The 23,417-nt window shown below is 54.1% G+C and carries 20 protein-coding genes; 9 read left to right on the top strand and 11 right to left on the bottom strand.

Annotated elements, in window-relative coordinates; all coding sequences use genetic code 11:
* Nucleotides 1-75 precede the first annotated feature (75 nt).
* From PV433_RS18810 to PV433_RS18785, 6 genes are all read right to left on the bottom strand, one after another.
* The gene (locus PV433_RS18810; protein ID WP_332073599.1) at nucleotides 76-1,464 is read right to left on the bottom strand and encodes an extracellular solute-binding protein; all 1,389 of its coding nucleotides are present in this window, start codon (nucleotides 1,462-1,464) and stop codon (nucleotides 76-78) included.
* 912 nt (nucleotides 1,465-2,376) lie between these two features.
* Nucleotides 2,377-3,057, bottom strand: coding sequence for a FadR/GntR family transcriptional regulator (locus PV433_RS18805; protein ID WP_332073598.1), 681 nt, complete (start codon nucleotides 3,055-3,057; stop codon nucleotides 2,377-2,379).
* Nucleotides 3,058-3,222: 165 nt separating this feature from the next.
* Entirely contained in the window at nucleotides 3,223-4,059 is an 837-nt protein-coding gene (locus PV433_RS18800; protein ID WP_332073597.1) for an ABC transporter permease, read from the bottom strand.
* On the bottom strand, nucleotides 4,060-4,851 hold the full coding sequence (locus tag PV433_RS18795) for an ABC transporter ATP-binding protein (RefSeq protein ID WP_332073596.1): 792 nt from the start codon (nucleotides 4,849-4,851) through the stop codon (nucleotides 4,060-4,062). It abuts the gene before it with no gap.
* A gap of 22 nt (nucleotides 4,852-4,873) precedes the next feature.
* The gene (locus tag PV433_RS18790; RefSeq protein ID WP_332073595.1) at nucleotides 4,874-5,884 is read right to left on the bottom strand and encodes an ABC transporter substrate-binding protein; all 1,011 of its coding nucleotides are present in this window, start codon (nucleotides 5,882-5,884) and stop codon (nucleotides 4,874-4,876) included.
* Nucleotides 5,885-6,123: 239 nt separating this feature from the next.
* Nucleotides 6,124-7,647, bottom strand: coding sequence for a carboxypeptidase M32 (locus PV433_RS18785; protein WP_332073594.1), 1,524 nt, complete (start codon nucleotides 7,645-7,647; stop codon nucleotides 6,124-6,126).
* Nucleotides 7,648-7,787: 140 nt separating this feature from the next.
* Here PV433_RS18785 and PV433_RS18780 point away from each other — a divergent pair, with 140 nt between their 5' ends.
* Nucleotides 7,788-8,138 carry an iron-sulfur cluster biosynthesis family protein gene (locus PV433_RS18780; RefSeq protein WP_332073593.1) on the top strand — a complete coding sequence of 117 codons (351 nt, stop codon included), beginning with the start codon at nucleotides 7,788-7,790 and terminating at the stop codon, nucleotides 8,136-8,138.
* A 75-nt stretch (nucleotides 8,139-8,213) separates the two neighbouring features.
* Here the strand turns inward: PV433_RS18780 and PV433_RS18775 are convergent, their stop codons facing one another.
* From PV433_RS18775 to PV433_RS18765, 3 genes are read right to left on the bottom strand one after another with little or no spacing between them, the layout of a single operon-like run.
* Nucleotides 8,214-8,792 carry a beta-class carbonic anhydrase gene (locus tag PV433_RS18775; protein ID WP_190924901.1) on the bottom strand — a complete coding sequence of 193 codons (579 nt, stop codon included), beginning with the start codon at nucleotides 8,790-8,792 and terminating at the stop codon, nucleotides 8,214-8,216.
* Nucleotides 8,793-8,845: 53 nt separating this feature from the next.
* Complete coding sequence (locus tag PV433_RS18770; RefSeq protein ID WP_190924902.1) at nucleotides 8,846-9,436, bottom strand: HD domain-containing protein; 591 nt, start codon at nucleotides 9,434-9,436, stop codon at nucleotides 8,846-8,848.
* Between the two features lie 4 nt (nucleotides 9,437-9,440).
* Nucleotides 9,441-9,986: a DUF309 domain-containing protein gene (locus tag PV433_RS18765; RefSeq protein ID WP_332073592.1), complete on the bottom strand. Its 546-nt coding sequence runs from the start codon at nucleotides 9,984-9,986 to the stop codon at nucleotides 9,441-9,443.
* Between the two features lie 227 nt (nucleotides 9,987-10,213).
* On the opposite strand from PV433_RS18765, the gene PV433_RS18760 reads away from it, so the two are divergent.
* From PV433_RS18760 to PV433_RS18745, 4 genes are all read left to right on the top strand, one after another.
* On the top strand, nucleotides 10,214-10,633 hold the full coding sequence (locus tag PV433_RS18760) for a hypothetical protein (protein WP_332073590.1): 420 nt from the start codon (nucleotides 10,214-10,216) through the stop codon (nucleotides 10,631-10,633).
* On the top strand, nucleotides 10,630-10,908 hold the full coding sequence (locus tag PV433_RS18755) for a YxcD family protein (RefSeq protein ID WP_332073589.1): 279 nt from the start codon (nucleotides 10,630-10,632) through the stop codon (nucleotides 10,906-10,908). Before PV433_RS18760 ends, PV433_RS18755 begins: the two co-directional genes overlap by 4 nt.
* Nucleotides 10,909-11,048: 140 nt before the next feature.
* Nucleotides 11,049-12,962, top strand: a complete 1,914-nt coding sequence (locus tag PV433_RS18750) for a glycosyl hydrolase family 18 protein (protein WP_332073588.1) — start codon at nucleotides 11,049-11,051, stop codon at nucleotides 12,960-12,962.
* Nucleotides 12,963-13,264: 302 nt separating this feature from the next.
* The gene (locus PV433_RS18745; protein ID WP_332073587.1) at nucleotides 13,265-13,762 is read left to right on the top strand and encodes a GNAT family N-acetyltransferase; all 498 of its coding nucleotides are present in this window, start codon (nucleotides 13,265-13,267) and stop codon (nucleotides 13,760-13,762) included.
* 128 nt (nucleotides 13,763-13,890) lie between these two features.
* On the opposite strand, the gene PV433_RS18740 is transcribed toward PV433_RS18745, so the two are convergent.
* Nucleotides 13,891-15,978 (bottom strand): thioredoxin domain-containing protein, encoded by a 2,088-nt coding sequence (locus PV433_RS18740; RefSeq protein ID WP_332073586.1) that lies wholly within the window; start codon nucleotides 15,976-15,978, stop codon nucleotides 13,891-13,893.
* Nucleotides 15,979-16,235: 257 nt separating this feature from the next.
* Here PV433_RS18740 and PV433_RS18735 point away from each other — a divergent pair, with 257 nt between their 5' ends.
* Nucleotides 16,236-18,398, top strand: a complete 2,163-nt coding sequence (locus PV433_RS18735; RefSeq protein ID WP_332073585.1) for a sensor histidine kinase — start codon at nucleotides 16,236-16,238, stop codon at nucleotides 18,396-18,398.
* Nucleotides 18,373-19,074: a response regulator transcription factor gene (locus PV433_RS18730; RefSeq protein ID WP_332073584.1), complete on the top strand. Its 702-nt coding sequence runs from the start codon at nucleotides 18,373-18,375 to the stop codon at nucleotides 19,072-19,074. Before PV433_RS18735 ends, PV433_RS18730 begins: the two co-directional genes overlap by 26 nt.
* A 138-nt stretch (nucleotides 19,075-19,212) precedes the next feature.
* On the opposite strand, the gene PV433_RS18725 is transcribed toward PV433_RS18730, so the two are convergent.
* Entirely contained in the window at nucleotides 19,213-19,371 is a 159-nt protein-coding gene (locus PV433_RS18725; protein ID WP_332073583.1) for a hypothetical protein, read from the bottom strand.
* Between the two features lie 147 nt (nucleotides 19,372-19,518).
* Between PV433_RS18725 and PV433_RS18720 the strand changes: the two genes are divergently transcribed.
* Both PV433_RS18720 and PV433_RS18715 read left to right on the top strand, forming a co-directional pair.
* Nucleotides 19,519-20,304, top strand: a complete 786-nt coding sequence (locus tag PV433_RS18720) for a peptidylprolyl isomerase (protein ID WP_332073582.1) — start codon at nucleotides 19,519-19,521, stop codon at nucleotides 20,302-20,304.
* Nucleotides 20,301-23,372 (top strand): peptidase domain-containing ABC transporter, encoded by a 3,072-nt coding sequence (locus PV433_RS18715; RefSeq protein WP_332073581.1) that lies wholly within the window; start codon nucleotides 20,301-20,303, stop codon nucleotides 23,370-23,372. The genes PV433_RS18720 and PV433_RS18715 overlap by 4 nt, the downstream gene beginning before the upstream one ends.
* The last annotated feature ends 45 nt before the right edge of the window (nucleotides 23,373-23,417 follow it).

The following is a 23,417-nucleotide window of genomic DNA, read 5'->3' as shown; positions in this document are numbered from 1 at the left end:
TACAGTAGAATTTTTCATTTTCACTGTTTTGTTGTTTTTTTGTACAGCAAAAAAGAGGGGGGGCCCCCTCTGCTCCTAGTCAACAAGCTCCTCTTTTACTCTCGCGCACAACTCGTCATCGTCAATCAAATCCGACCAATATCTTTTTAGTAGTCTCCCCAGCGTTTTAAACGATTTTGCGGATAAGCCCAGCCTGCTTTGTGACTGATAAGAAAATAAGATTTCGCGAAACAGGGAATATCGAGGGGGGCGATTAATCGGATCCGGTTGTTCTACGGGAACTTCATTCAAAGACCGGATAGCGGGGATACTGACCGTCCATTTGCGAATGATCCGTTGCGCTCTTTGCGACGACATGTATTCGAGCAACAATCGGGCCGCCACATTTTCTTTATCCGTTTTGCGGAGAGCCGTGCCGATAGCATGCAGCATCGTATGCGGCGCATTCATAAACGGGGCCGGCGAAATATCATAATCGAGACTCGTATCCTTGAACTCGTTCAGCGACATGTAGCTGGCCAGCATCATGGATACTTTCCCTTGACGGAACATATCGGTTATATCTTTATTATCCTCAATCAAAAATCCTAAATAATTGTTTTGGGCTTTTATAATTTTCTTGGATAGCTTGATACTTTCCAGAAGTTTGCTTCCGGCAATATCGTACCTTCCATCTGGACCACGCCTGAATGACTCTCCGCTTTGCATAAGAAACACGGGCCAACGCAGATCGGAAACCATAATAAAATAGATCCCATGTCTCCCTTTAACAAGGGATAACGTTTCAGCATGTTTCAATGCGTCCTCCCACGTCCAGCCTCCGTCCGGCTCAGGTACGCCTGCTTCCCGAAAATGCGCGCGATTATACGCAAGGACAATCGGCGAGAACACAATCGGCTTGGCATAAGGAATCGTTTCATGGCAAAAAACGTCGTTCAGAAACGGGTATATCTCCAGATCCGTTTCAATCGGCTCCAGGAGCTCCAAAGCTCCACTTTCCGCCAACTCTTGAAAATGAAGACTGTTCAAGGTAAATACGTCGATCAGTCCGTTTTCCAAATAGTTCTTGATCTGACTCGCATAATCTGTCTTGTTAATGGTGACGATCTTCACGCTAAGATGAGGATGCATCGTATTGAAATCTTCCAGCAGCTTGGCCAATACGATATCATATTCGATGGAGGAGCTGACTCCCAGCGTAACGACAGTGGATCGTTCACCTCTCTCCGTTACTTTGCTGCCGACTCTGTTCACTTTGACGACCAGCCCTTCGGCTACCAGCTCGTCAAGTCCTTTTCGCACGGATTTGTTGCTCAGTTCGTATTGCTTGACGAGATCCATCTCGGACGGAAGAAAATCGCCAGGCTTATATACTCCGCTCAGAATGTCATTCCGTAACCGTTCAATCATATTCGTCAACCGTGAGCGGAACTTTTTACGGCTCGATTTATCGCTTTGGTCCATTTGTGCACTACCTTTCTTGAACACATGATAGGTCAACCTTGCTACATAGCTTATTAATTTAAAATCTAATCGAAATAAGGTTCACTGTAAAGCAGTATGCTGTATAACTGATGTAATTTTCCTCATTGAAACGTCATAAATTTAACAAACGACTAACTTTTTTCGAAATCGAATATGTATCTACTGTACAATTACTACTGCAACAGTGCAACCTGACATCCTTTAGTACATCCAGTCAACAAAAAACAGGGAGATTAGCCCCCTGTTACTGTACCTCTTTATCTGCATTTCTTCAACAAGCCTGTTATAATTTAGTCTAATTCACAGTCACCTTCTGACAGGACAGCGGTGCAAGCCACCTCCTGCCACACGTCGATGATCCTTCCAAATCTTAAAGAATGATAGATTAAGCCAAAGATTCCTTTCGGAACTTGGTTACGATGCAAGTTCGGAGCGCTTGAAGCGCCATATGCGGATTTCTTCCCGGAAACCCGTAGGACAGGCCCAGAAAATCTTGTTCATAGATGGCTTCGACGATTCTTGTTACCGCTCGTTGTACCAAACGGTCTTCAACGGTTGGAATGCCCAGTGGGCGTGTCTTCCCATTTCCTTTTGGGATCTCCACTCGCCTTACGGGTGGAGCTTGGTAACGATTCTGCCTAAGCCGTAACCATAGTTCCTCTGTTCTCTCGTTCAGATTCGCTTCGAATTGTGCCGTTGTTGCTCCATCTACTCCGCTTGCGCCTTTCCGGTTCATCATCCTCCACGTTTCTTGCAGGAATCCCGGTGTGATGAGGTGTGCCAGTGACGTGACCCGCGACCGGATTTTCACCGGCTAGAAGATGCATACCTCTGGGCACGCTCAACAAAAAAAGAGCGGCTGCCCGCTCCTTTCCGGTATTCTTCCTCTCCTTAGCCTCCGACGTACTTCTTAAGCGGCACCAGATGTCGCTCCATCTCCGCCTTGGCGCTCTCCGTGTTTTTTTCCCGAATATACCGCACAATGTTGCGGTGCTCCTCGAGCGATTTTTTCGTATCCTCTACGTTGCCGAAATGGCTTTCGCGGATTTTGATAAAGAAGTTGTTCAGCACTTCGCTAAATTCGCAATACGTCTCGTTGCCCGTCGAGCGGAACAAAGCCCGGTGGAACTGCAGATCCTCCTCGATCGGAAGCTCGCCTTTTTTAATTCTGGCCTCCATCTCGCGAATCCATATATCCATCTCGCCGATCAGTCTCAGATCGTACAGCTCGATGGCCAGCTCTACTGCGCCCAGCTCCAAAATCCGGCGTGTTTGCAGCAGCTCCTTGATGATCCGGTCTTCCCGTTTCCAGCGGAAGCTGACCTGATCCAGCACGGGCTTCAGCGACGCTCCATCCACATAGATGCCGTCACCGGGCTTGATTTTGATCAATCCGACGGTCTCCAGCGATTTCAGAGCTTCCCGTACGACAGTCCGGCTCACCCGCAGCGATTCGATCAGCTGTTTCTCCGAGGGCAGCTTGTCCCCCTCCTTCAGCCCTTCCTCCAAAATGTGAGTTTTGATTCTCTCCGTTACCACTTGCGACAAGTTTACTTTCTCCGGTATTTCCAAGACGCGCTCTCCTTCACTTAGCACTCGGCTCCTGTTGGTTGGACCATATGATCCAGGCTTACGACTAATTTATCGATTCCTGCCGAGGTTGTCAACGGATTCCGCAGAAAATCCGGTTTTTTCCGCACGAAAAAAGGGAGCGGCTTCGCGCAGCCTCACTCCCTCTCACTTCCGGTTCATCCTCGCTTCGAAGTACGCCACGATCTGATACATGACGGTTGCGACAATCGCAATGATCACCAGGCTTCCGAGCACAAGCGTAAAGTTGAATACCTGGAAGCCGTAAATAATCAAGTAGCCGAGCCCTTCCTTGGAGACGAGAAACTCGCCGACGATGACGCCAATCCAGGCCAGACCAACATTCACCTTTAAGGTGGATACAATCGTAGGAAAGGATGCCGGCAAAATAACTTTCCGGTACGACGCGGCTCTCGAGCCTCCGAACATCCTTACCACCTTTACATAATTCGCGTCCACTTCCTTGAAGCTGGAATAGACGACCAGCGTCGTAATAATGACGGTAACCGCCAGCGTAATGGCGATGATCGACATCATATTCGGTCCGAGTCCGACGATGAACAAAGGGCCGAGCGCCACCTTCGGCATGCTGTTCGCTACGACGATGTAAGGGTCGAGCACACGCGCCAGAAATGGCGACCACCAGATCAAGGTAGCTACCCCCGTTCCGATCAGCGTGCCTAGCACGAAGCCGATTCCGGTTTCCAGCACCGTCGTCCACACATGCGGCAGCAGCGTGCCGTCGGCGATCTTATCCGCAAGCAGGGTGGCGATTTTGCTCGGGTAGCTGAACAGCAGCACATCGATCCATTTGAACCGTCCGGCCAGCTCCCACAAGCCGATAAAAATGACCAGGATGGCGATCTGGGTCGTAATCACGGCAACGCTTCTGCGCCGGTTCCGGCTGCGGTGCTGCTTGTAAATGATTTCCGGCAGGCCGGACGTCTCGCCGGTATCCGCCGTTTGCCCGTGTCGAGGGGTCATTTACGTCACCCTCCTTGCTTCCATCTCTTCGAATTCGTTCCATATTTCGTTAAACAGCGAATGAAATCCCGGCAGCTCCCTTGCTTTCATCGGACTGGCTTCGCGAATCGGACCGGGAATGCTCATCTCCCGCCGAACCCGTCCCGGACTGTGATCGAGCACGATAACCCGGTCGCTCATCGCGATCGCTTCCGTGATATCGTGCGTTACGAGTATGGCCGACTTGCGTCTGGCGCGCAGCGTATCCAGCACGAGCTGCTCCAGCTGGAGCTTCGTCTGGTAATCGAGGGCGGAGAACGGCTCGTCAAGCAGCATAATGTCGGGCGAAGTTGCCAGTGTTCTTACCAGTGCGGCCCGCTGCCGCATCCCCCCGGACAGCTGATGGGGATAACGGCTGACGACATCGGCAAGCCCCATCTCCCCGAGCATGCGGGTTACGTTTTTTTTGTGTTCGTCCGTCACTTTCCCTTGCAGTTCCAGGCCGATGCAGGCATTGTCGAGTATCGTCCGCCAAGGAAACAAATAATCGTGCTGCAGCATATAACCCACCTTCGATGAAGGGCCGTCCACGGGCTGACCGAACAGCTGCACAACGCCCGCCGTCGGCTCGATCAGCCCGGCTATGATGGAGAGCAGGGTCGTCTTGCCGCAGCCGCTCGGGCCGACCAGACTGACGAATTCTCCTTGCGCCAGCGAGAGGCCGACCCGGTCGACCGCCAAGGATGCGCCTTTGTCCGATACATAAACGTGAGTCACATCGTTCAGAACGACCGCAGGTTTCTTGTCCGTCACTTGCAGTCACCTACCTCCGGCGTCACTTTTTGGCGGACTCGATCGCCATCGCGGCAAACGTATTATCCACCAGCGTCTTGTAATCGGCGCGCTGTTTCAGTTCTCCGGCCGACTGCATGACGTCCTGCAGATTGTTCCATTCCTTCTCGTCGACGATCGGATCGGTGGCGAACGATTGCTGCTCCTTGTACCGCTTCACGACCGCTTTGACGATTTCTTTATCGGTATCGGTGAAATACGGAGTGACCGCCTGGGCGATTTCATCGACCGATTTGTCGGCTACCCATCGCTGCGCCCGGTAGACGGCGTTCGTAAACTTCTGGATCGTTTTCGCGTTTTTGGTCAGGAAGCTTTTCTTCGTCATGTAGACCGTGTAAGGAAGCTGCCCGCTCTCCACCCCGAACGAAGCGATGACGAACCCTTTGCCTTCCTTCTCGATGACGGCCGCCTGCGGCTCGAACATTTGCACGTAGTCGCCGGTGCCGGACGAGAACGCGGCCGGAATGTTGGCGAAATCGACGTTTTGGATCAGCTTCAAATCTTTTTGCGGATCGATCCCTTTTTTCTTCAGCGTAAATTCTCCAGCCATTTGCGGCATGCCGCCTTTTCGTTGGCCGAGAAACGTACTCCCCTTCAGCATGGACCAGTCGAACTTGTCGATTTTTTTGCGCGATACGAGAAACGTCCCGTCCGTCTGGGTCACTTGCGCGAAATTCACGACCGGATCGTCGGCTCCTTGCTGATACACGTAAATCGACGTCTCCGACCCGACCAGCGCCACATCAATCGTGCCGGACAGCAGCGCCGTCATCGTCTTATCTCCGCCTGCGGTCGTCGTCAGCTCGACATCGAGCCCCTCTTCCTTGAAAAAACCTTGACTCAGCGCCACGTACTGAGGCGCGTAAAAGATCGAACGGGTCACTTCCCCGATCCGAATCTTCGTCTGGTCGCCTCCGGAGCCCGAGCAGGCGGCCAGCAGCACGGGAACGGCGGCCACGATCGCGATCAGGAGACACCTTAACGTTTTGCTCATGGGACAATCCTCCTTCACATCGGTTTGATGCCATCATCATATGCAGCCGCCTAGCCGAGGGTTAATAAAGTTACGGGTATACCCGACACCCGAAAGCGGCTGGCGACGCCAAATTCCCGAACCTTACGTAGCGCCGGCCTCAAGCTGTATCACTTGGCGTGAAGAACCACGCAAAAAAGCCGGTTATCCTATACGGATACCGGCACTTGATCTGTAAACCTTCGTAACAATCCGATCGGCTACAGCTTGTATATTTCTTTATATTTCGTCTGCAAATAATCGACCAGGTAGTCCGGATTCAGCGGTTCCCCCGTAACCCGGGTGATGATCTCATCCGGTGTGAGCAGCTTGCCGTAACGGTAAATGTTGTCGATAAGCCAGTTTTTGATCGCGGCGAATTCGCCCTTGGCAACCAGATCGTCCAGATCGCCCAGCGCCTTCTCCATCGTATGACGGATCTGCGCGGAGTACAGGTTGCCCAGCGAGTAAGAAGGAAAATAACCGAAGCTGCCGCCGGACCAGTGGACGTCCTGAAGAACGCCTTCCCCGTCGTTACCAGGCGTAACGCCGAGATATTCCTTGTACTTCTCGTTCCAATAGGCCGGCAAATCGGCGACGGCGAGCGAGCCGTCGAACAGCTTCTTCTCGATCTCATAACGGATCATAATATGCAGGTTGTAGGTCAGCTCGTCGGCCTCGATCCGGATCAGCGAAGGCTGCACGACATTGATTCCGCGATAAAACGATTCCCCCGTAACCTCTCCGAGACGGTCCGGGTACAGCGCCTTCAGCTCCGGCAAATACCGGTTCCAGAACGACCGGCTGCGCCCGATCATATTTTCCCAAAACCGCGACTGCGATTCGTGAATCCCCATCGAGGTGCCGGTGCATAACGTCGTTCCGATCAAGTCCTCCGATATGTTCTGCTCGTAAAGGGCATGGCCGCATTCGTGGATCGTGCCGAACAGCGCGCTCGTGACATCGTCGGTCAAGTACCGGGTCGTAATCCGCACGTCCCCGGGGTTCAACCCGGTGGCAAACGGGTGTACGCTCTCGTCCAGACGACCCGCATCGAAATCATAGCCGAGTTCTCCCAGGATGTACCGGCTGAACTTCTTCTGCTGCTCGACGTCGAACGACTGCTTCAAGAAGGAAGTATCGGGAACGTCCGCAGACTTCTGAATATCCGCCACAAGCGGTACGAGCTTCTCCCGGAGCCCCGCAAACAGCGGGTCCAGCTTCTCGACCGTCATGCCCGGCTCGTACATGTCGAGCAGCGTATTGTACTTATGTCCCTCATAGCCCCACAGCTCGATAAACTCCAGATTGGCGGCCACGATTTTTTCCAGGTAAGGCTGGAACATGGCGAAATCCGACTTTTCTTTCGCCTCTTCCCATACCGACTCCGCTTGGGAAGTCAGCACGACGTACGCCTGGTACTTGTCGGCCGGAATTTTCTTGCTGCGGTCGTATTCTTTCTTGCACTCCTCGACGAGCTTGCGGTTCAGCTCATCCAGCTGCCCGAATACGCCGGGCTCCATCAGTTCTTCTATGTAACGCCCCATCTCGTCCGATACGGACATTTTGAACATTTCAGCGGACAGCTCTCCGATCGCCTCGGAACGGACTCCGACACCTTTTTTGGGCGCGCCGGTGCGCAAATCCCAATACATCACATCCAGCGCTTCGCCGTAACTTTTCATTTTCCTGACATAGCTTCGAAACGACTTCAGCTTGTCCGCCAGCGGTTCAGTTACACTCATCTGCGAATCGTGCCTCCTTCGGAATTAAGTACGGATGGTTTCATCATACTTGTTCAAGATAAAGGAATCAACTTTGGGGCCCGGTCCCCTGTATGGTATAATAAACGGTCATATGGCACCGAACTTGGGAGGGGAACAAGATGAACATCCATTTTACCGATGAAGCCGCCGCTCATATACGCGATACGTATTTTGCCAAAAGCGCGGCAGGCGCGATCAAGCTTGCCTACGATACGGAAGGCTGCGGATGCGCCGTTAACGGGGTAGCCGCTCTGTGGCTCGTCGACAGTCCGGAGGAGGACGACATGCTGGCGCGCAGCAATGTGTTTACGATCTTTTACGACCCTCGGCACGAGGTGTATTTCGAAGAACGGCTGCTTGTCGACAAGCGCGGCGACGCCAGAGACTTTATATTAAAAAGCAGCGCACAAACATACAATCCGTCCATGAAAGTGATCGACCGCCGCACGTCCGCGGCAAACCGTTCCTAACCCGCAGCGGCAATGCCACAGCAAAAAAGAGGCTAACCGGAGTCGTGCTGTACTACCGGAAGCCTCTTTCTTTTTTCATTTCGGCTGTTCAGTCAGCTCGTAGCCGGCGTCGACGACGTCCAGCTTGCCGGTTTTCGGATCGATCACCAGGCCATGGACCGGAATTTTCGGCACTAGCGGATGGTTGCGGATCAGGCTGACGCTGCTTTTAATGCTCTCGCTAACGTCTTCGAAGCCGCGAAGCCATCTTTCGATATGAAGGCCGGAGTTCTCCAAAATTTCGAGCGTTCTCTCCTCGATGCCTCTCTCCAGAAACTTCTGCTTCATCCGCTGTGGATTTAAGTTGCTCATCCCGCAATCGTAATGGCCGATGACGAGCACTTCCTCCGCGCCGAGCTCGTAGATCGCAACAATAATACTGCGCATAATGCCGCCGAAAGCGGTCGATACGACTCCGCCTGCGGATTTAATCATTTTGACGTCGCCGTTCTTGATGTTCATGCTGGCATGAAGCAGCTCGATCAGCCGGGTATCCATACACGTCAGCACGACGAATTTTTTATCGGGAAATTTAGAAGTCATATATGGTTCGAACATATTTTGCTCCACAAAGGAACGGTTGAATTCAATAATTTGATCCAGCAGTCTTTTCATCGCAATAGTCCTTCCTGTGTCAGTATGAGTTTCGCGCTGCAAAGGGCTGCAGCTTACTTTGCAATAAAACCTTTTTCGACAGCTTCGGCGACCAGTCGCTCGGCATAACTCCACAGCTCCGAAGCTCCTTCGCCGATCTGACGGTTTCTGGCCAGCACCCGGTCGCTTGTGATGCCATGCTCGTTCCACGACTGTCCTTCATTCTCGAAATTAAGCAGCATCGGCTGCAGCCGGTCGACGGCGGATGCGAATCTCGACTCGCTCGTCTCCCTCGCTTCGAACTCTTCCCATAACGCGATGCATTCCTGCCTCTGGTCGTCCGGCAGAAGGCCGAATATGCGCTGCGCCGCCGCCATTTCACGGTCATATTTGCCTTCGAGCCCTTTTTCGTCGTAGGCGAACGTGTCTCCGGCGTCTATTTCTACGAGATCGTGAATCAATAGCATTTTCAAAGATTTCAGCAAGTCCGGTTTCGGTTCGTTCGCATGCTCATGCAGCATCATCGCCATCATCGCCAGATGCCACGTATGCTCCGCGTCGTTCTCGAACCGCTCCTTGCCGATAATGCGGCTTTTGCGGTAAATCTGCTTCAGCTTGTCAATCTCCAGTATGAACCGGATTTGCTGTTCCAGCCTGGCGTTCATCCACTCACCCTTCCGCTTGAATGGCTGCGTTCCGTCTCCGTTCAGCCTCCCTTTGCCTGGCTTCGATCACGTCGCTCCGGTCACGCAGCGTATGTTTGTGAATCAGATAACGGTTGGCCGAATCGCTCGGCTGCCTCCAGACGAGTCCCCGCTCCCTGCATACGTTCTCGCACAATGCGAGTAAAGCGTCGTCCGTAAGCGGCAAATCCATATCGGTGAAAGGAATCGCATCATCCGAGGATAATCCCTCCAGCCTGCGCCCCACTTGATCGCGAAATGCCGGCGCATCGATCCCCAGCGACTGCAGATGACGATCATCCGTATTGAGCAGCGACGCCGCCAACATCTTCACGGCGCCTCTCCGGTTGCCCCGCCTGTGGTGGTACAGCGCAACAGCCACTTGGATAAGCCCGACCCAGGTTTTGCTTTTCGGATCGTGAGGGTGTTCCTTCCAGTATTCCTCCAATATTTCGTGACACTCGAACAAGTCGCGATCCGCATGGAAATGAATCAGGTATTCGACGTAAGCTTCGGGATACACGCCGGCCACCGCCTCTCACTTCTAAGTTGGATTCCATCCCTATATTATATCACGACGGTTTTGAACTCGACAATCGGCAGATCTTCATCCGGCATCCTTCCTCCCGGCGGCTCCGCCGAAAAAAATATTTAAAAAACATTAAAAAAAGTTAATAAAAAGCGAAACCGATGCCCAGGCTATTCGTAGTACATAACGCAGTGCAAATTTTATACGCTTTCCACAGGAGGGTAATTACAATGAAAAAATGGATGCTGGTACTGATGGCTAGCCTGCTGTTCGTAGCATTCAGCGGCGTGGAGTCGGTAGATGCCAAACCGAAAGTCGGCGGTTATAAGTCCGGCAACAAATCGTATTCGCCGACCGACAATGCGACGAAGACCGATCCGGGCAAATCGACGACGAATCCGACTACCCCTGCTACCACAGGAGCTGCAAAACCCGGCCTCTTCGGCGGCGGCGGCTTTATGAAAGGCTTGATGATCGGCGGTCTGGCCGGCATGCTGTTCGGCGGATTGTTCGGAGGCATGGGCTTCCTCGGCAATATTCTCGGACTGTTGATTAACGTGATGGCGATCGTCGCGCTGATCGTACTGATCCGTTACGTGTACGTGTACTTCCGCGACCGTAACAAAACGAAGAAGAGATTCCAAGAATGATATTAAACGAACAAGAGATCATTAACGCGATCTGTACGCATATGGCCGAACGCAAAGGCGTTCAACCGGCGCAAGTTAACGTTCAGCTGGAATGGGACGAGAGTCTCGGATTTTCCGCTGAGGTTACGATTGACGGCCGTTCCCAATATATCGTCGAAGCGAATATGCTGGAAGCGATCGAGCGGTACATGCTCAGCCATTTCGACCGCCGCGTATTCCGCAGTGATCTGGAGCTCGACGTAGAAGACGAAATGTTCTGCAGAATTAAAGAGTAGCCGCCAGCCGGCTGAAGTGGTTGACGCCCCGATTCATCGGGGCGTTTTTCGCGCTTTCTCTTCTTTTTTGAAATCTCGCAACTATTTCCGTTTTGCGGCGTCTGATATAGTGCGAGATTGCTAGAGAAAGAGGTCGAGAGATGACAGGGAAAAGATGGATTGCCGCCTTGCTCGTGTCGGTTTTTATGCTGGCTGCTCCTTTTACGGCCGGCGCCGCCCCGAACAAGACGACGAAGTACCGCGTGTATCAGAACGAAGCCGCATTATCCGAGTTTTCCGATCTGAAGCAAGCGATCGCTTACGCCAACTGGTTCACCCACAGCTACGTCGAGGAAATCGAGACGAGGAACTGGGTCCACCACACGTACCCGCGTTACAAACTTTATCAGTATGACGTATCGCTCCCCGGTTGGGAGTTCGCTACGCTGGAGCAGGCCAAAGCCGTTGCCCAGTATTACGGCCACGCGTCGATCCGCGATATGCAGTCCACCGGCTGGGTGTGGAACAACTACCCGCGCTACCGGCTGTACCAGGGCGGGATTACGCTCGACACTTGGGAGTTCGCCAATTTGAACGATGCGATCAAGGAAGCGACGTATTACTTGAACGCTCACGTCATCGATCTGGAGACGAACCAATGGGTATGGGACAACCTCTCGGCCGCCGACAAGCAGAAAGCCAGAGAAGGAGCCGCCGTTTACCAAGTGTACCAGAAGGGGCAAACGAAGGAAGAATGGAAGTTTGCTTATTTGGAAGACGCCGTGAACGAATCGTTGAAATGGTCCAACTCGATCGTCGTCGACAACTCGAACGGCAAAAAAACCGTCTATTCGAACGAAAGCAAATACAAAGTGTACCAAGGCAATAATCTGATCAACGAATTCGTCAGCATCAACGATGCGATTTATTATGCCCAATGGTTTTTACATATTTCCATTAAGACGGACGGCAAAGAAATTTGGAATAATTATCCATACTATCAAGTCTATCAAAGCAACGAGAAGGTTGCGGAATTCAAGACGATCGGCGAAGCGCTCCAATATGCGCAGTGGTACAAAAACATTTCGATCCGGACGTACCATGGGGACCGCATCTGGAACAATTTCCGCAAGCTGCTGTTCTGGGGCTGGAACGGCTCCTCGGCTGCCGACACGATCAAGAAGCAAGTGCAGACGACCGCAGGACTCGATGTCGATTCTCCGACCTGGTTCCAACTGGAGGATGCGGACGGGAACTTGAAAGATATGTCGAACAAGGAAAGCGTCGCCTGGCTGAAAAGTCAAGGCCATGAAGTCCATCCGCTCGTAGCCAATCAGTTTAATTCGACGCTGACGACCCAATTTCTTGCGAATCCGGCCGCCCAGCAGAAGTTCATTGCCGCTCTTGTGGGCCGCTCCTCCGATTTGGGCGTGGATGGGATCAACGTCGATTTCGAGAATTTGTCCGGCAAAGACCGCAAAGCTTTCACAGCCTTTATCGAATCGCTTACGGCTGCGGCTCACGCCAAAGGATTAAAAATCTCGATCGACTTGCCCCGAGGCAGCGTCAAATGGAACCATCAAACCGCCTTCGACCACGAGAAGCTTGGAAGCATCGTCGATTACATCATTACAATGACCTACGACCATCATTACTCCGGCAGCGACAAGCCGGGCTCCGTAGCGGGACTCGCCTGGGTCGAGGAAGGTGTGAAGGAGTTTCTCGAATACGGGATTCCGCGGGATAAGCTGATGATGGGCATTCCGTTTTATGTGAGAGAATGGAAAATCAACTCCGCTACCGGAGCGCTCGAGAGCAATCGTGCCATCTATATGAAAGATCTGCCCGCTCTCATCGAATCCAAAAAAGCCGTGTCCGTTTGGGACTCGCAATTCGGCCAGTATAAGGTTGAATATACCGAAGGTGAATACAAATACGTATTTTGGCTGGAAAACGAAGAAACCGTCAAAGCCCGCGTAGAGATCGCCAAAAAGTACGATCTCGCCGGAGTGGCCGCCTGGCGATTGGGGTACGAGACGACCGATGTCTGGAATGCGATTTTGCCGCAAAAATAAAAAAGAGGCACGCGTACCGCAATTCAGCTATGGGGATCATCCAAAAGTGCCTGCACGATAGGGCGTGTCCCCATTTCCAATCGAAAGAACCTCAAATTCCATTGTTACGTGGAAGCTGAGGTTCTTTTTATCGAGGACTACCGAGTTGAAGCAGCGCCAAAATCGCAAGCGACTTTTGACGCAGCCCCTTTTCCCCGCTGCAATTTTTGGCATTGTTTGACTGCACTTTTGGCGTACTTGCCGGGTGCGCCCGATATATACTCAATACAAATACCCCCGAGCGGGGCATGGAGGTATGAACCATGTACAGTTGCAGACCCGCAGTGCCTGCCGATTATCCGGCAATCTGTTCGTTACCGCAAACCGAAGAAGAGCTGTTTTTCATGTTCCCTTCCGCGGCTTACCCGCTTACTCCGGAGCAGCTCGATGCGGCCGTGAGAATGCGCTGGCGGCCGACCGTCGTCACGATTGACGGCGTTATTGTTGGATTCGCCAACTTTTACGGCTGGGAGGAAGGCCGTCACTGCCATCTCGGCAACGTCATCGTAGCGGCGGAGCACCGGGGTACCGAGGCGGCGGGCTGCCTCATCCGCACGATGATCGACAAAGCGCGAGATGAATTGAACGTGCCGAGGCTGCTGCTCGTCTGCCATCATACGAACCCTCGCGCAATCTTGTTTTATGACAAGCTCGGCTTTGCCCCGTACGGGTTCAAACGCATGAAGAACCCCCAGGGCGTGACGATCGTGGGCATTTTGATGGGGATGGATCTGGCTTCGGGAGACGATGGGCAGAAGTAAAAGAGATCCGCTCCGCGTGCTGTTATCAGCGTGCAGAGCGGATTTTTGTATCATGTAGAGTATTGATTAAGCTTACCTAACCGCAGAGAAACTTAGGTCGGGTCGTTCAGCTGTTAGACGTCAGGCGGTTACCAGTCTTCCGCGACTCCGTCCAGCGAAGCTTCCAGCTCCTCCAGATCGCCTGTCGGGGATTGGCAAGAAAAGCCTTCGCACACGTAAGCCGTAGCCCGGCCGCCAAGCGCCCTTTTGTCCGCAACGAGCGGGATCGCCGCCCTCACTCGCTCACCATCCTCTCCGTCCGGGATAAGAATGATGATCGCATGTGGCAAAAACGGCTTCTGTACCGCTTCCAGCATCCGCTTCGTATCGTCCCGCGCCGGATCGCCGGCAATGACGATCTCCATCGGAGGGGCTGCCGCAAAGTCCAGGGCGGTCAGCAGCATCGAATGTCCGCCCGGGTAACGGTCGGCCGCTCCGGCGAACGTCTGCAGCAGCTCGTCGGCTTTTTGAGACAGGACGGCGTCGTAGACGTATTTGGACAAGCGCTGCAAACTGTAGGCGGCGACGGAGTTGCCGGACGGCATCGCGCCGTCGTACGTTTCCTTCATTCGCATGAGCAACTGCTCGGCGTCGTGCCCGTAGAAAAACAACCCGCCCTTCTCCCGGTCCCCGAACAGCTCCAGCATGTCGTGGGCGAGCCCCGAAGCTTTGTGCAAGTAATCCGGGTCGAACGTCGCTTCATACAGCTCGAGGAGCCCCCAGATCAGAAACGCATAATCGTCGACATAACCCGGATAAGCCGCTTCCCCGTCTCTGTACCTCGCCAGCAGCCTTCCGTCTTCCCGGCGGAGCTTGGACCCTAAGAACGACTCGGCTTTTTGCGCGGCATCCCGGTAAGCCGGGCGGTTCAGTGCCTTGGCCCCCTTTGCTAGCGCCGCAATCATCAGTCCGTTCCAGGACGTCAATATTTTATCGTCCTTGTGCGGATGAATCCGCTTCTCGCGATGGTCGAACAGCTTGCGCCGCCATTCGTCCACCCGGCCTTCCAGGTCGGAGACGCCGATGTTTTTCCGGTGTGCGAACGAATCCGGCATTTGCGTAATCCAATTGGGACTATTCGCTCCTTCAAAGTTGCCCTCGGCCGTAATATCGAACAGCTCGCAAAACAACTCCCCGTCTTCGGCACCGAGCACTTCAGCGATCTCCTCCGGCTTCCACACGTAAAACTTGCCCTCGCGCCCTTCCGAATCGGCATCCTCCGCGGAATAAAAACCGCCCTCCGAATCGGTCATATCCCGCAGCACATACGTAAAAATCTGCTCTGCGACCTCGGCGTACCGGCGGTTGCCGGTCACTTGGTACGCTTCCAGGTAAGCGATCGCCAGGAGCGCGTTGTCGTACAGCATTTTCTCAAAGTGCGGGACCAGCCAGCGCTCGTCCGTCGAGTAACGGGCAAATCCGTAGCCGATGTGATCGTACATCCCGCCGCGGTGCATCGCGTCGAGCGTCTTCACGACCATGTCGAGCGCCCGCTTCTCGCCCGTCCGCTTGTAATACCGCAGCAGCAGCGACAAGTTATGAGCAGCCGGGAATTTCGGAGCGGTGCCGAACCCGCCATACGTCTCGTCGAACGTCTGCGTATAATGCTGGAACGCCTTGTCCAGCGTCTGCTCGTTCAACTCGCCCTGCAAATTGGAAAGCATCCGCGCTTTCGTCTCCTCAACGATCTGCTCCCCGATCTCCTCCACCCGGGTGCGATCCTCCCGCCACTTGTCCGCAAGCTGCGGCAGCAGATCCATCAGACCGTACCGGTTGTACTTGCGGTTTTTGGGGTAATACGTCCCGGCAAAAAACGGTTTCTTGTCCGGCGTCATGATCACCGTCAACGGCCACCCGCCCTGCCCGGTCATCGCCTGACAAACGGACATGTACAAGTGATCGACATCGGGCCTCTCCTCGCGGTCTACTTTGACTGCTATGTAATGCTCGTTCAGGATCGAAGCGACTTCTTCGTCTTCGAACGATTCTTGCTCCATGACGTGACACCAATGGCAAGTTGAATAGCCGATGGATAAGAAAACAGGCTTGTTGTCGCGCCTTGCGATCTCGAAAGCTTCTTCACACCAAGGGTACCATTTTACCGGGTTGTACGCGTGCTGGAGCAGGTATGGCGATTTTTCGGCGATCAGCCGATTAGACTTATGCTTCATGGGCAAGTGGGTCACTCCGTCCTTTCTGGTATTCTCTTATCATATTCGATAAACCGCTTCAAAGCCATTCTCGACGCTACTGCCCCCTCTTGTCCCCTTCATCAAACTTTTTCTTGAAATCCCCCGCAGATTCTCCGATAATACGTTGTGTCGTTGTTCTTGTCTGATTCCAATTACCCATAAATCCAAATCATAATCTCCACTTCCCCGTCATCCGACAAAACCATTATGACGCACACAAACCCAGATCAGGAGATACCCTCATGAAATTCGCCGTTTCCTTGTTTTTAATGCTGTTCATTTGGTGTCAGGCACCGCTATCGGTAACGACTACGGCCACAGTCGCGATTGAGACGGCCGCTTCGACGGATACACAAAACCTGCAGCAATGGCACCCGAGCGAAGACGGGATCGTCGCTTTGAGCGGACCTTGGGAGTTTTACTGGAACCGCCTGCTGGAACCCGGCGACTTTGCAGGGGGATTGCCTGAACAGCCGCTGACCGTTTCCGTGCCGGCGGAGTGGAAATCGTACGCGATTGACGGACAAGCTTTGTCTAACGAAGGCTATGCGACCTATCGGATGAAGTTCGTTATATCCGGCGAGACGGGCGGCCGGCCGCTTGGGCTTTATGTCCCGAATATCGCTTCGGCATACCGGCTCTGGATCAACGGCGAGCATCTGGACGGCAATGGGACAGTCGGCACGGATTCAGCAAGCATGATCCCGAGAAGCCATCCGAAGGTGTATTCCTTTGCGCCGCGGCCCGGCGACAACGAACTTGTCATTCAGGTTTCCAACTATGCTCAGCGCACGGGAGGCATCTGGGAGCCCATCGAATTGGGGGAGGCGGAGAAGATTGCTTCGCTGCATCGCAACCGGGTTATGATATGGGCGTTTTTGACCGGATGTCTGCTGGTCATGACGGTGTTCTCGGTGTTCCTCTACTTGTTCCGCAAGCAGGACCGGTCCGCCTTATGGTTTGGCGTAATCTGTCTGGCCATCTGTACGAGGTCTTCCCTGCTGGGCGAATCGTTTGTCTACGTGCTGTTCCCGGGCTTATCCTGGGAATGGGGAGTCAAGTTGGAGTACTTGTCGGAAATCGCCACCATTCTCAGCTTGGCCGCCTTTGTAAATCAGCAGTATCCGCAGGAAGCGATGGTGCGCCTGTTCCGTTTTTTTGCAACCGCCTTGGCTGTATTCGGGTTGTTTGTACTCATTACGCCAGCGCGGGTGTATACCCATTTCATGCTGCCCTACGTGATCGTTTTGCTGCTTCCCGTTTTTCTGTATGTGATGTACGTTTATATTCGTGCCGCCCTTCGCCATAGAACCGGATCACGAACGAACGTCATCGGCTTTTTAGGCTTTTTCGCCTCCGTTATCCACGAAATGATGTACTATACCGGTCTCGTACCGTTCGGGGGGCTAGTTTCGTTCGGCTTGCTGTTTTTTTTGCTGACCCAGCTGTTGAACTTATCGCTGCTGTTCACAAGGGCCATCACCCGGTCGGAACTGTTGTCGGTCGAGCTGAACAAGGTGATCGAATCGCAGGAAGAAACGATCCGGCAGCGAACCTCCGATCTGCAGTCCTTAAATCTGCAACTGGAGCAAGGCAACCGGGAACTGAGCCGGATCGAAAACGTACGCAGCGCGCTGCTGGCGGAAGTTTACCACGATTTGTCGACTCCCATCACCGCTATAAGAGGGTTCTCCAAAGCGATTCATACGGCGGTCATCCCGCAGGAGGAAGCTCCTGCATACGCCGGTCGCATCTACGAACGCAGTCTGATGCTGGAGAAGCTGATCGACAACGTCCTTGAGTTAAGCCAATTGAATACCGGAGAAACTCAGTTTCAATTTGTGGAAGTGCCGCTACTGCCGTTATTGCGCCAATGGAGTCACCGGTATGCAGCCGAAGCAAGCGCGCAGGGAGTTCGTTTGATATGGGAAGAACCGGATCTCCCGCTTCCCCCCGGTCAGGAGCCGCTCGCGGTTCTGGACCTGTTCCGGTTCGAACGGGTATTCGCCAATTTGATCTCCAATGCGGTGAAATACACACCGGACGACGGCCGCATTCGAGTGTGGACCGAATTCGCGCCTGCCGCCGATCCGGATCACGGGCTTGTCGTCGTCATCCATGTGGCCGATTCGGGCATAGGCATTCCGGAGGAGGCGCTGCCCCATATTTTCAAACGCCGCTACCGGGTCCCCGGCATTCACCAAACGAAGGCCGGAAGCGGTCTCGGACTGGCGATCTGCAAGGAAATCGTGGCGCGGCATCAAGGAGAGATCGGCGTCAAGAGCATAATCGGCGAAGGAAGCGACTTCTATATCACGCTCCCCGCCCATGCCTGCGCTTCGAAGGCCGGCGCCGAAGCTTATGCCGAAGGAGGATACGATGGAGACGACGATTCTGCTGATTGAAGACGATCCCGATATCTGCGAGCTGGTAGCCCTTTATTTGCGTAAAGAAGGATTCCGAATCGACATCGCCGCGAATGCGGAGCAAGGGCTGAATCTGTTCCAGCGCACGCCCTACGATATGCTTATTACAGATATCATGCTGCCGGGTATGGACGGTATGAAGCTCGTGCAGACGGTTCGCGACCGCTCGGACTTGCCGATTATTTTTATAACAAGCAAAAAAGAGCCGCGGGATATCGTGGCCGGATTAAATCTAGGCGGGGACGATTATGTAACGAAGCCGTTCGAACCGGAGGTGCTCGTTGCCCGCGTACAGGCCGGGCTGCGCCGCCAGCGCTCGACCGGAGGGAAACCCGGCGGCCTAGCGGACGACATCTGGAAGGACGGATGGCTTACCATCCGCAAAAAGCGGCTGGAGGTGTTCGTCGACAACAAGCCGGTATCGATCCCGGCGAAGGAGCTTCAACTGCTGCTGCATCTGCTGGAGCATCCCAGACAAGTGTTCAGCGTTAATCAGCTCTACGAGACCATATGGGGCTGGGACGGCACCAGCGACGACCGGACCGTCATGGTCCATATCCATAATCTCCGCAAAAAAATTGAAAAAGACCCGGCTCATCCCCGATACATCGTGACGATCCGCGGTTTCGGCTACAAATTTGGCGTCGAGCCCTGACCGATGCGGATGATTCTAAACGGGTCAACGATCCAGCCGCCTTGAAGCGGATAAACGAAAAAGCCCCACAGCTGTATGCAACATACGGCTCGGGGCTTCTTTTGCCCTGCTGACCTGATTCTGTTGAAAATATTCCACTTACGGGCGAATCGTCACTTTCTTCACGATCGGTCTTGAGCTTACTTTCAAGTCTCCGCCCTTCACGTCCTTGAGCTGCTGCTCGGACATTTCCTGCGACAAATCGGTAAGCTCGACGGATTCTGCTTCGCCGGGCTGCTTGTTTTTTTGTTCAGTCATTTCCAATACCTCCCTCCTCGTGATGGGTGTATTATACAACGGCAAGTTTAAGTTCCGTTAAAGTCCAGAAAAATAAAGAAATCGCCTTCATACGGCTCTGCGTGCTAGAATACTCTCAGAACGAACGAACAAACGAGGAATGAAACGTTGACTACAGCACCCTTAACAGCACTCCGCATCCATCATAAAACCATGAGCTTGAAACAGCTTCTCCAGCGGCTGCGAATCGATCCGTCACTGGCGGAGATCGGCCGCTGCAAGCACGATCTGATTATCGAATGCTGGGCCGAAACGTTAGGGCTGACGGCTGACCGTACCGAACTGCAAACGGCAGTTAACCGGTTCCGCCGTTCGAACGGGTTATATACGGCGGCTCAGGCAACCGAATGGCTGGAGCTTCGGGGGATGACGTTGGACGACCTGCTCTCTCTGCTGAAGCCGCAAGTGCTTCGGGAAGCTTTGGTCCGGCATACCGTAGATGAGGATGAAGTCCGGCGGCGCTTCCTGGAGGTCGGCCACACATACGACCGTGCCGAGATTTCCACGATTGTGACGAGCGGGTACGGAGCAGCCCAGGAGCTTCGGTTCCGCGTGGAGGAGGGCGCCGATTTTCACTCGCTTGCGCGCGAGTATTCTTCGGAAGCGTCCACAGCCAAATCCGGAGGTTACGCCGGTTTCGTAAGCCGGGAAGACTTGGAACCGGAAACGGCAGCGGCCGTATTTAACGCTTCCGCAGGAGCGCTGCTTGGCCCGTTCGAGCATAGACACGGGTACAGCCTTTTTTGGGTGGAAGCGATCTATCCCGGGGAGCTTAACGAGACGGTGGCAGGCCAAATACGGGAACAGCTTTTTCAATATAAGCTGGATTCCTATGAGCGTACGCTCGATATTCATGAAGACGTATGGAGCTTGGGTGAGGGATGGGGCACGTGAACGAAAACGGTATTCAAGTTTTGAATCGACACCCGCTGTTCGATGTATTTACAGACGAAGAGAAGCAGGTGCTTGCGGGCCAATTTCAGTTGGAAACCTTCGCGATGGGGGAAACGATTCTGGAACGGGACCATCCTCCGGAAGCCTTCTATCTAATAGTAACCGGCAATGCGAGAAAAATCGGAACGAACATTGCAGGCAAAGAAACGAATCTGGGCTTGCTGCAGCCCGGGGAGCATTTCGGCGAACAACGTCTGCTGGGCTCCGAGACGGCCCCGCCCGTTACGATTCGCGCCTCCACCCCGCTGGAGGTGCTGCGGCTCGACCGCCGTCCGTTCCAGCAGATGGTTGCCCGGCACCCCGCCATCGACAACTATTTCAGGCAATATATTTCCTCGGACATCATCCGTACGTTCCTGAAAAGCAATACGGTCCTTTCTCATATCGACCATGCAACGCTTCGTTCGCTGCTGGACCGGCTGGAGGTCCGCCATTACGAGCCCGAAGCCTGCCTCGTTCTCGAAGGGGAAGCCGGAGACGCCTTCTATATAATGAAGAGCGGGTCTGCACTAGTCGAGAAAGGGCCGGAGGCGACAATTGTCAACCGGCTGTACCCCGGGGATTTTTTCGGAGAGCTTGCCTTGTTGACGGGCGAAGCGCGCAAAGCGACGATCCGGGCTGCCGAGGCCGTAACCGTTTTCCGCCTTGCGAAAACGGAATTTGACGAGCTGATCCTCAAACACCCGGTCATCCTGGAAGCGATACGTTCGATTTCTTCCCACTATACGACGCAAGCGATGACGATGATCGATAATCCGGAGAAGGCCAAACCCGGGACGGCACTCCCGAGCGGGGCCGATCCGTCGGACGATCTGTCCGAGCCTTTCGCCGGATTAACCGGTAAACCGTGGAAATGGTGGTCAAACCGGATGAAATATCCGGTGCTTATGCAGCAAAGCGAGATGGATTGCGGACCTTCGTGTCTTACGATGATCTGCCGGTATTACGGATTACGCGCAAGCATCAACCGGATGCGCGAACGCTGCAACATAGGCGCGGAAGGAACATCCATGCTCGGGTTGATCGAAACGTTGGAATCGATCGGTTTCTCGGCCAAAGGACTGCATACGTCTGCCAGTCTCCTGCATGAGCTGACGACTCCGTTCATCGCACATTGGGACGGCAACCATTATATCGTCGTTTACGAAGTAAACGAGCGCAGCCTCATTGTAGCCGATCCGGCTCTGGGCTACCTCAACACCGTCTCTTCGGACACCTTCGGCAAGCATTGGACCGGCTTCGTTATCGACGTGCAGCCCGCCGGGCCGCTCACACCGCTGAACGACAAGGAGATGTTGTGGAAACGCTATCTCGGCTATGCTTCCCCTTCCCGGAAGCTGCTCGTATCTGCATTGGGGTTATCCGCAGCGATCGAGCTGGTGTTCCTCACCTTTCCGGTTGTCACACAGCAAATCTTTGACCGGGTGTTACAGGCGGACAATTGGCCGCTGCTTCATATTTTTGCGGCAGCTATGCTGGCGCTTGTCTGCTTGAATACCGCCGGCATCGCCATCCGTCAGATCTTGATCGGACGGCTTGCATTTGCGATCGATCGCGCGATGCTGGACAGCTTTTACCGGCAACTCTTCCGGCTTCCTTATTCCTATTTCACGAAACGGACGTCGGGCGACATCCTGACACGCGTGCAAGAGAACGAAAAGATTCGCCGATTGATGACGGACCATGCGATCGAGCTGCTGCTGGATCTGTTGACCTTGCTGGTATACGGAGCATTGATGGCGTATTACCATATCGGTCTGGCCATCCTCTCCTTTGTATTTTTGCCGCTGTACATCGGTCTCTACGCTTATCTTCTGCCCAAAATTCGCCGCAATCTCCGCAAACAGCTCATCGCCGAAGGCGAATCCCAGACGCAGATTGTGGAGGCGGTGCACGCGATCGCGACCGTCAAAGGATTATCGATGGAACGGACCATTCGCGGAAAGCTGATGAACAAGCTGGGAAGCTTGTTTGTACTGCGGCTCCAGGGCAACCGCCTGGAGGCCGCCGCCAAAGCGGCCGGATCGGGCCTTCGCTCGTTAAGTCATGTGGCGCTGCTGTATTTCGGCTCCATGTTCGTCTTGGAAGATCAGTTGAGTGTTGGCGCTCTGGTGGCGTACACCGTTCTGTTCACTTCCTTTATGTTCGCTTTGGAAATGATCTCGCAGCGGTTCGGGGAGCTTGCGGAAGCGCGCATCTCGATGGAACGGCTGAACGATGTGTATGAAGCGACCCCCGAACACCCGCAGCCGGACAACATGCGATTGCTTCCGTCCATTCAAGGCCACGTTCGTTTCGATAACGTATCGTTCCGGTACTACCGGGGCGGGAAGATGGTGCTGCAAAACCTCGACCTGGAGCTGAAACCCGGACAAACGGTCGCGCTTGTCGGGCGGAGCGGCTCGGGAAAATCGACGATTGCCCAGCTGCTGCTCAAGCTTCTGGAGCCGTCGGGCGGAGCTATCTATGTCGACGGTTATCCGCTGCGAGACGTGCACGCCGCTTCCATCCGCAAGCAGATCGGCGTCGTTCAGCAGGAAACGGTGCTGTTTCGCGGCTCGGTGCGGGAAAATATCGCCATGAGCGGCGAGGAAGTCGACTATGAAGATATCGAGCGGGCTGCCCGGCTGGCGGGGGCGCATGAGTTCATCGAAGCTTTGCCGCTCGGCTACGAGACGATTGTCGGCGAAGGCGGCATCCGGCTGTCAGGCGGTCAGCGCCAGCGGATCGTCATCGCGCGCGCCCTCGTCCGCAATCCGCGGATTCTCGTCTTCGACGAAGCGACAAGCGCTCTCGATACGGAATCGGAGCGAATCATTCAGCACAATATGGGCGAGATGCTGCGAGGCCGCACGACGCTAATCATCGCACACCGGCTGAGCACGATCCGCCATGCGGATCTGATCGTCGTGCTTGACCAAGGCGCCATTGTCGAGAGCGGTACGCACGAGCAGCTTGTCCGGCACCAAGGCTTCTACCATCACCTGCTCCAGCAGCAGGGGGTGTAGAACATGGCGCGCTCGCCAGCCGGCATGGAGACAAGACGTAAAAAG

The organism is Paenibacillus sp. GYB004 (genome assembly GCF_036577605.1).
Classification (GTDB): Bacteria; Bacillota; Bacilli; order Paenibacillales; family NBRC-103111; genus Paenibacillus_AB; species Paenibacillus_AB oceani.
The sequence above is the reverse complement of the archived record's forward strand: the minus strand, read 5'-3'. Positions and strand labels throughout refer to the sequence as shown.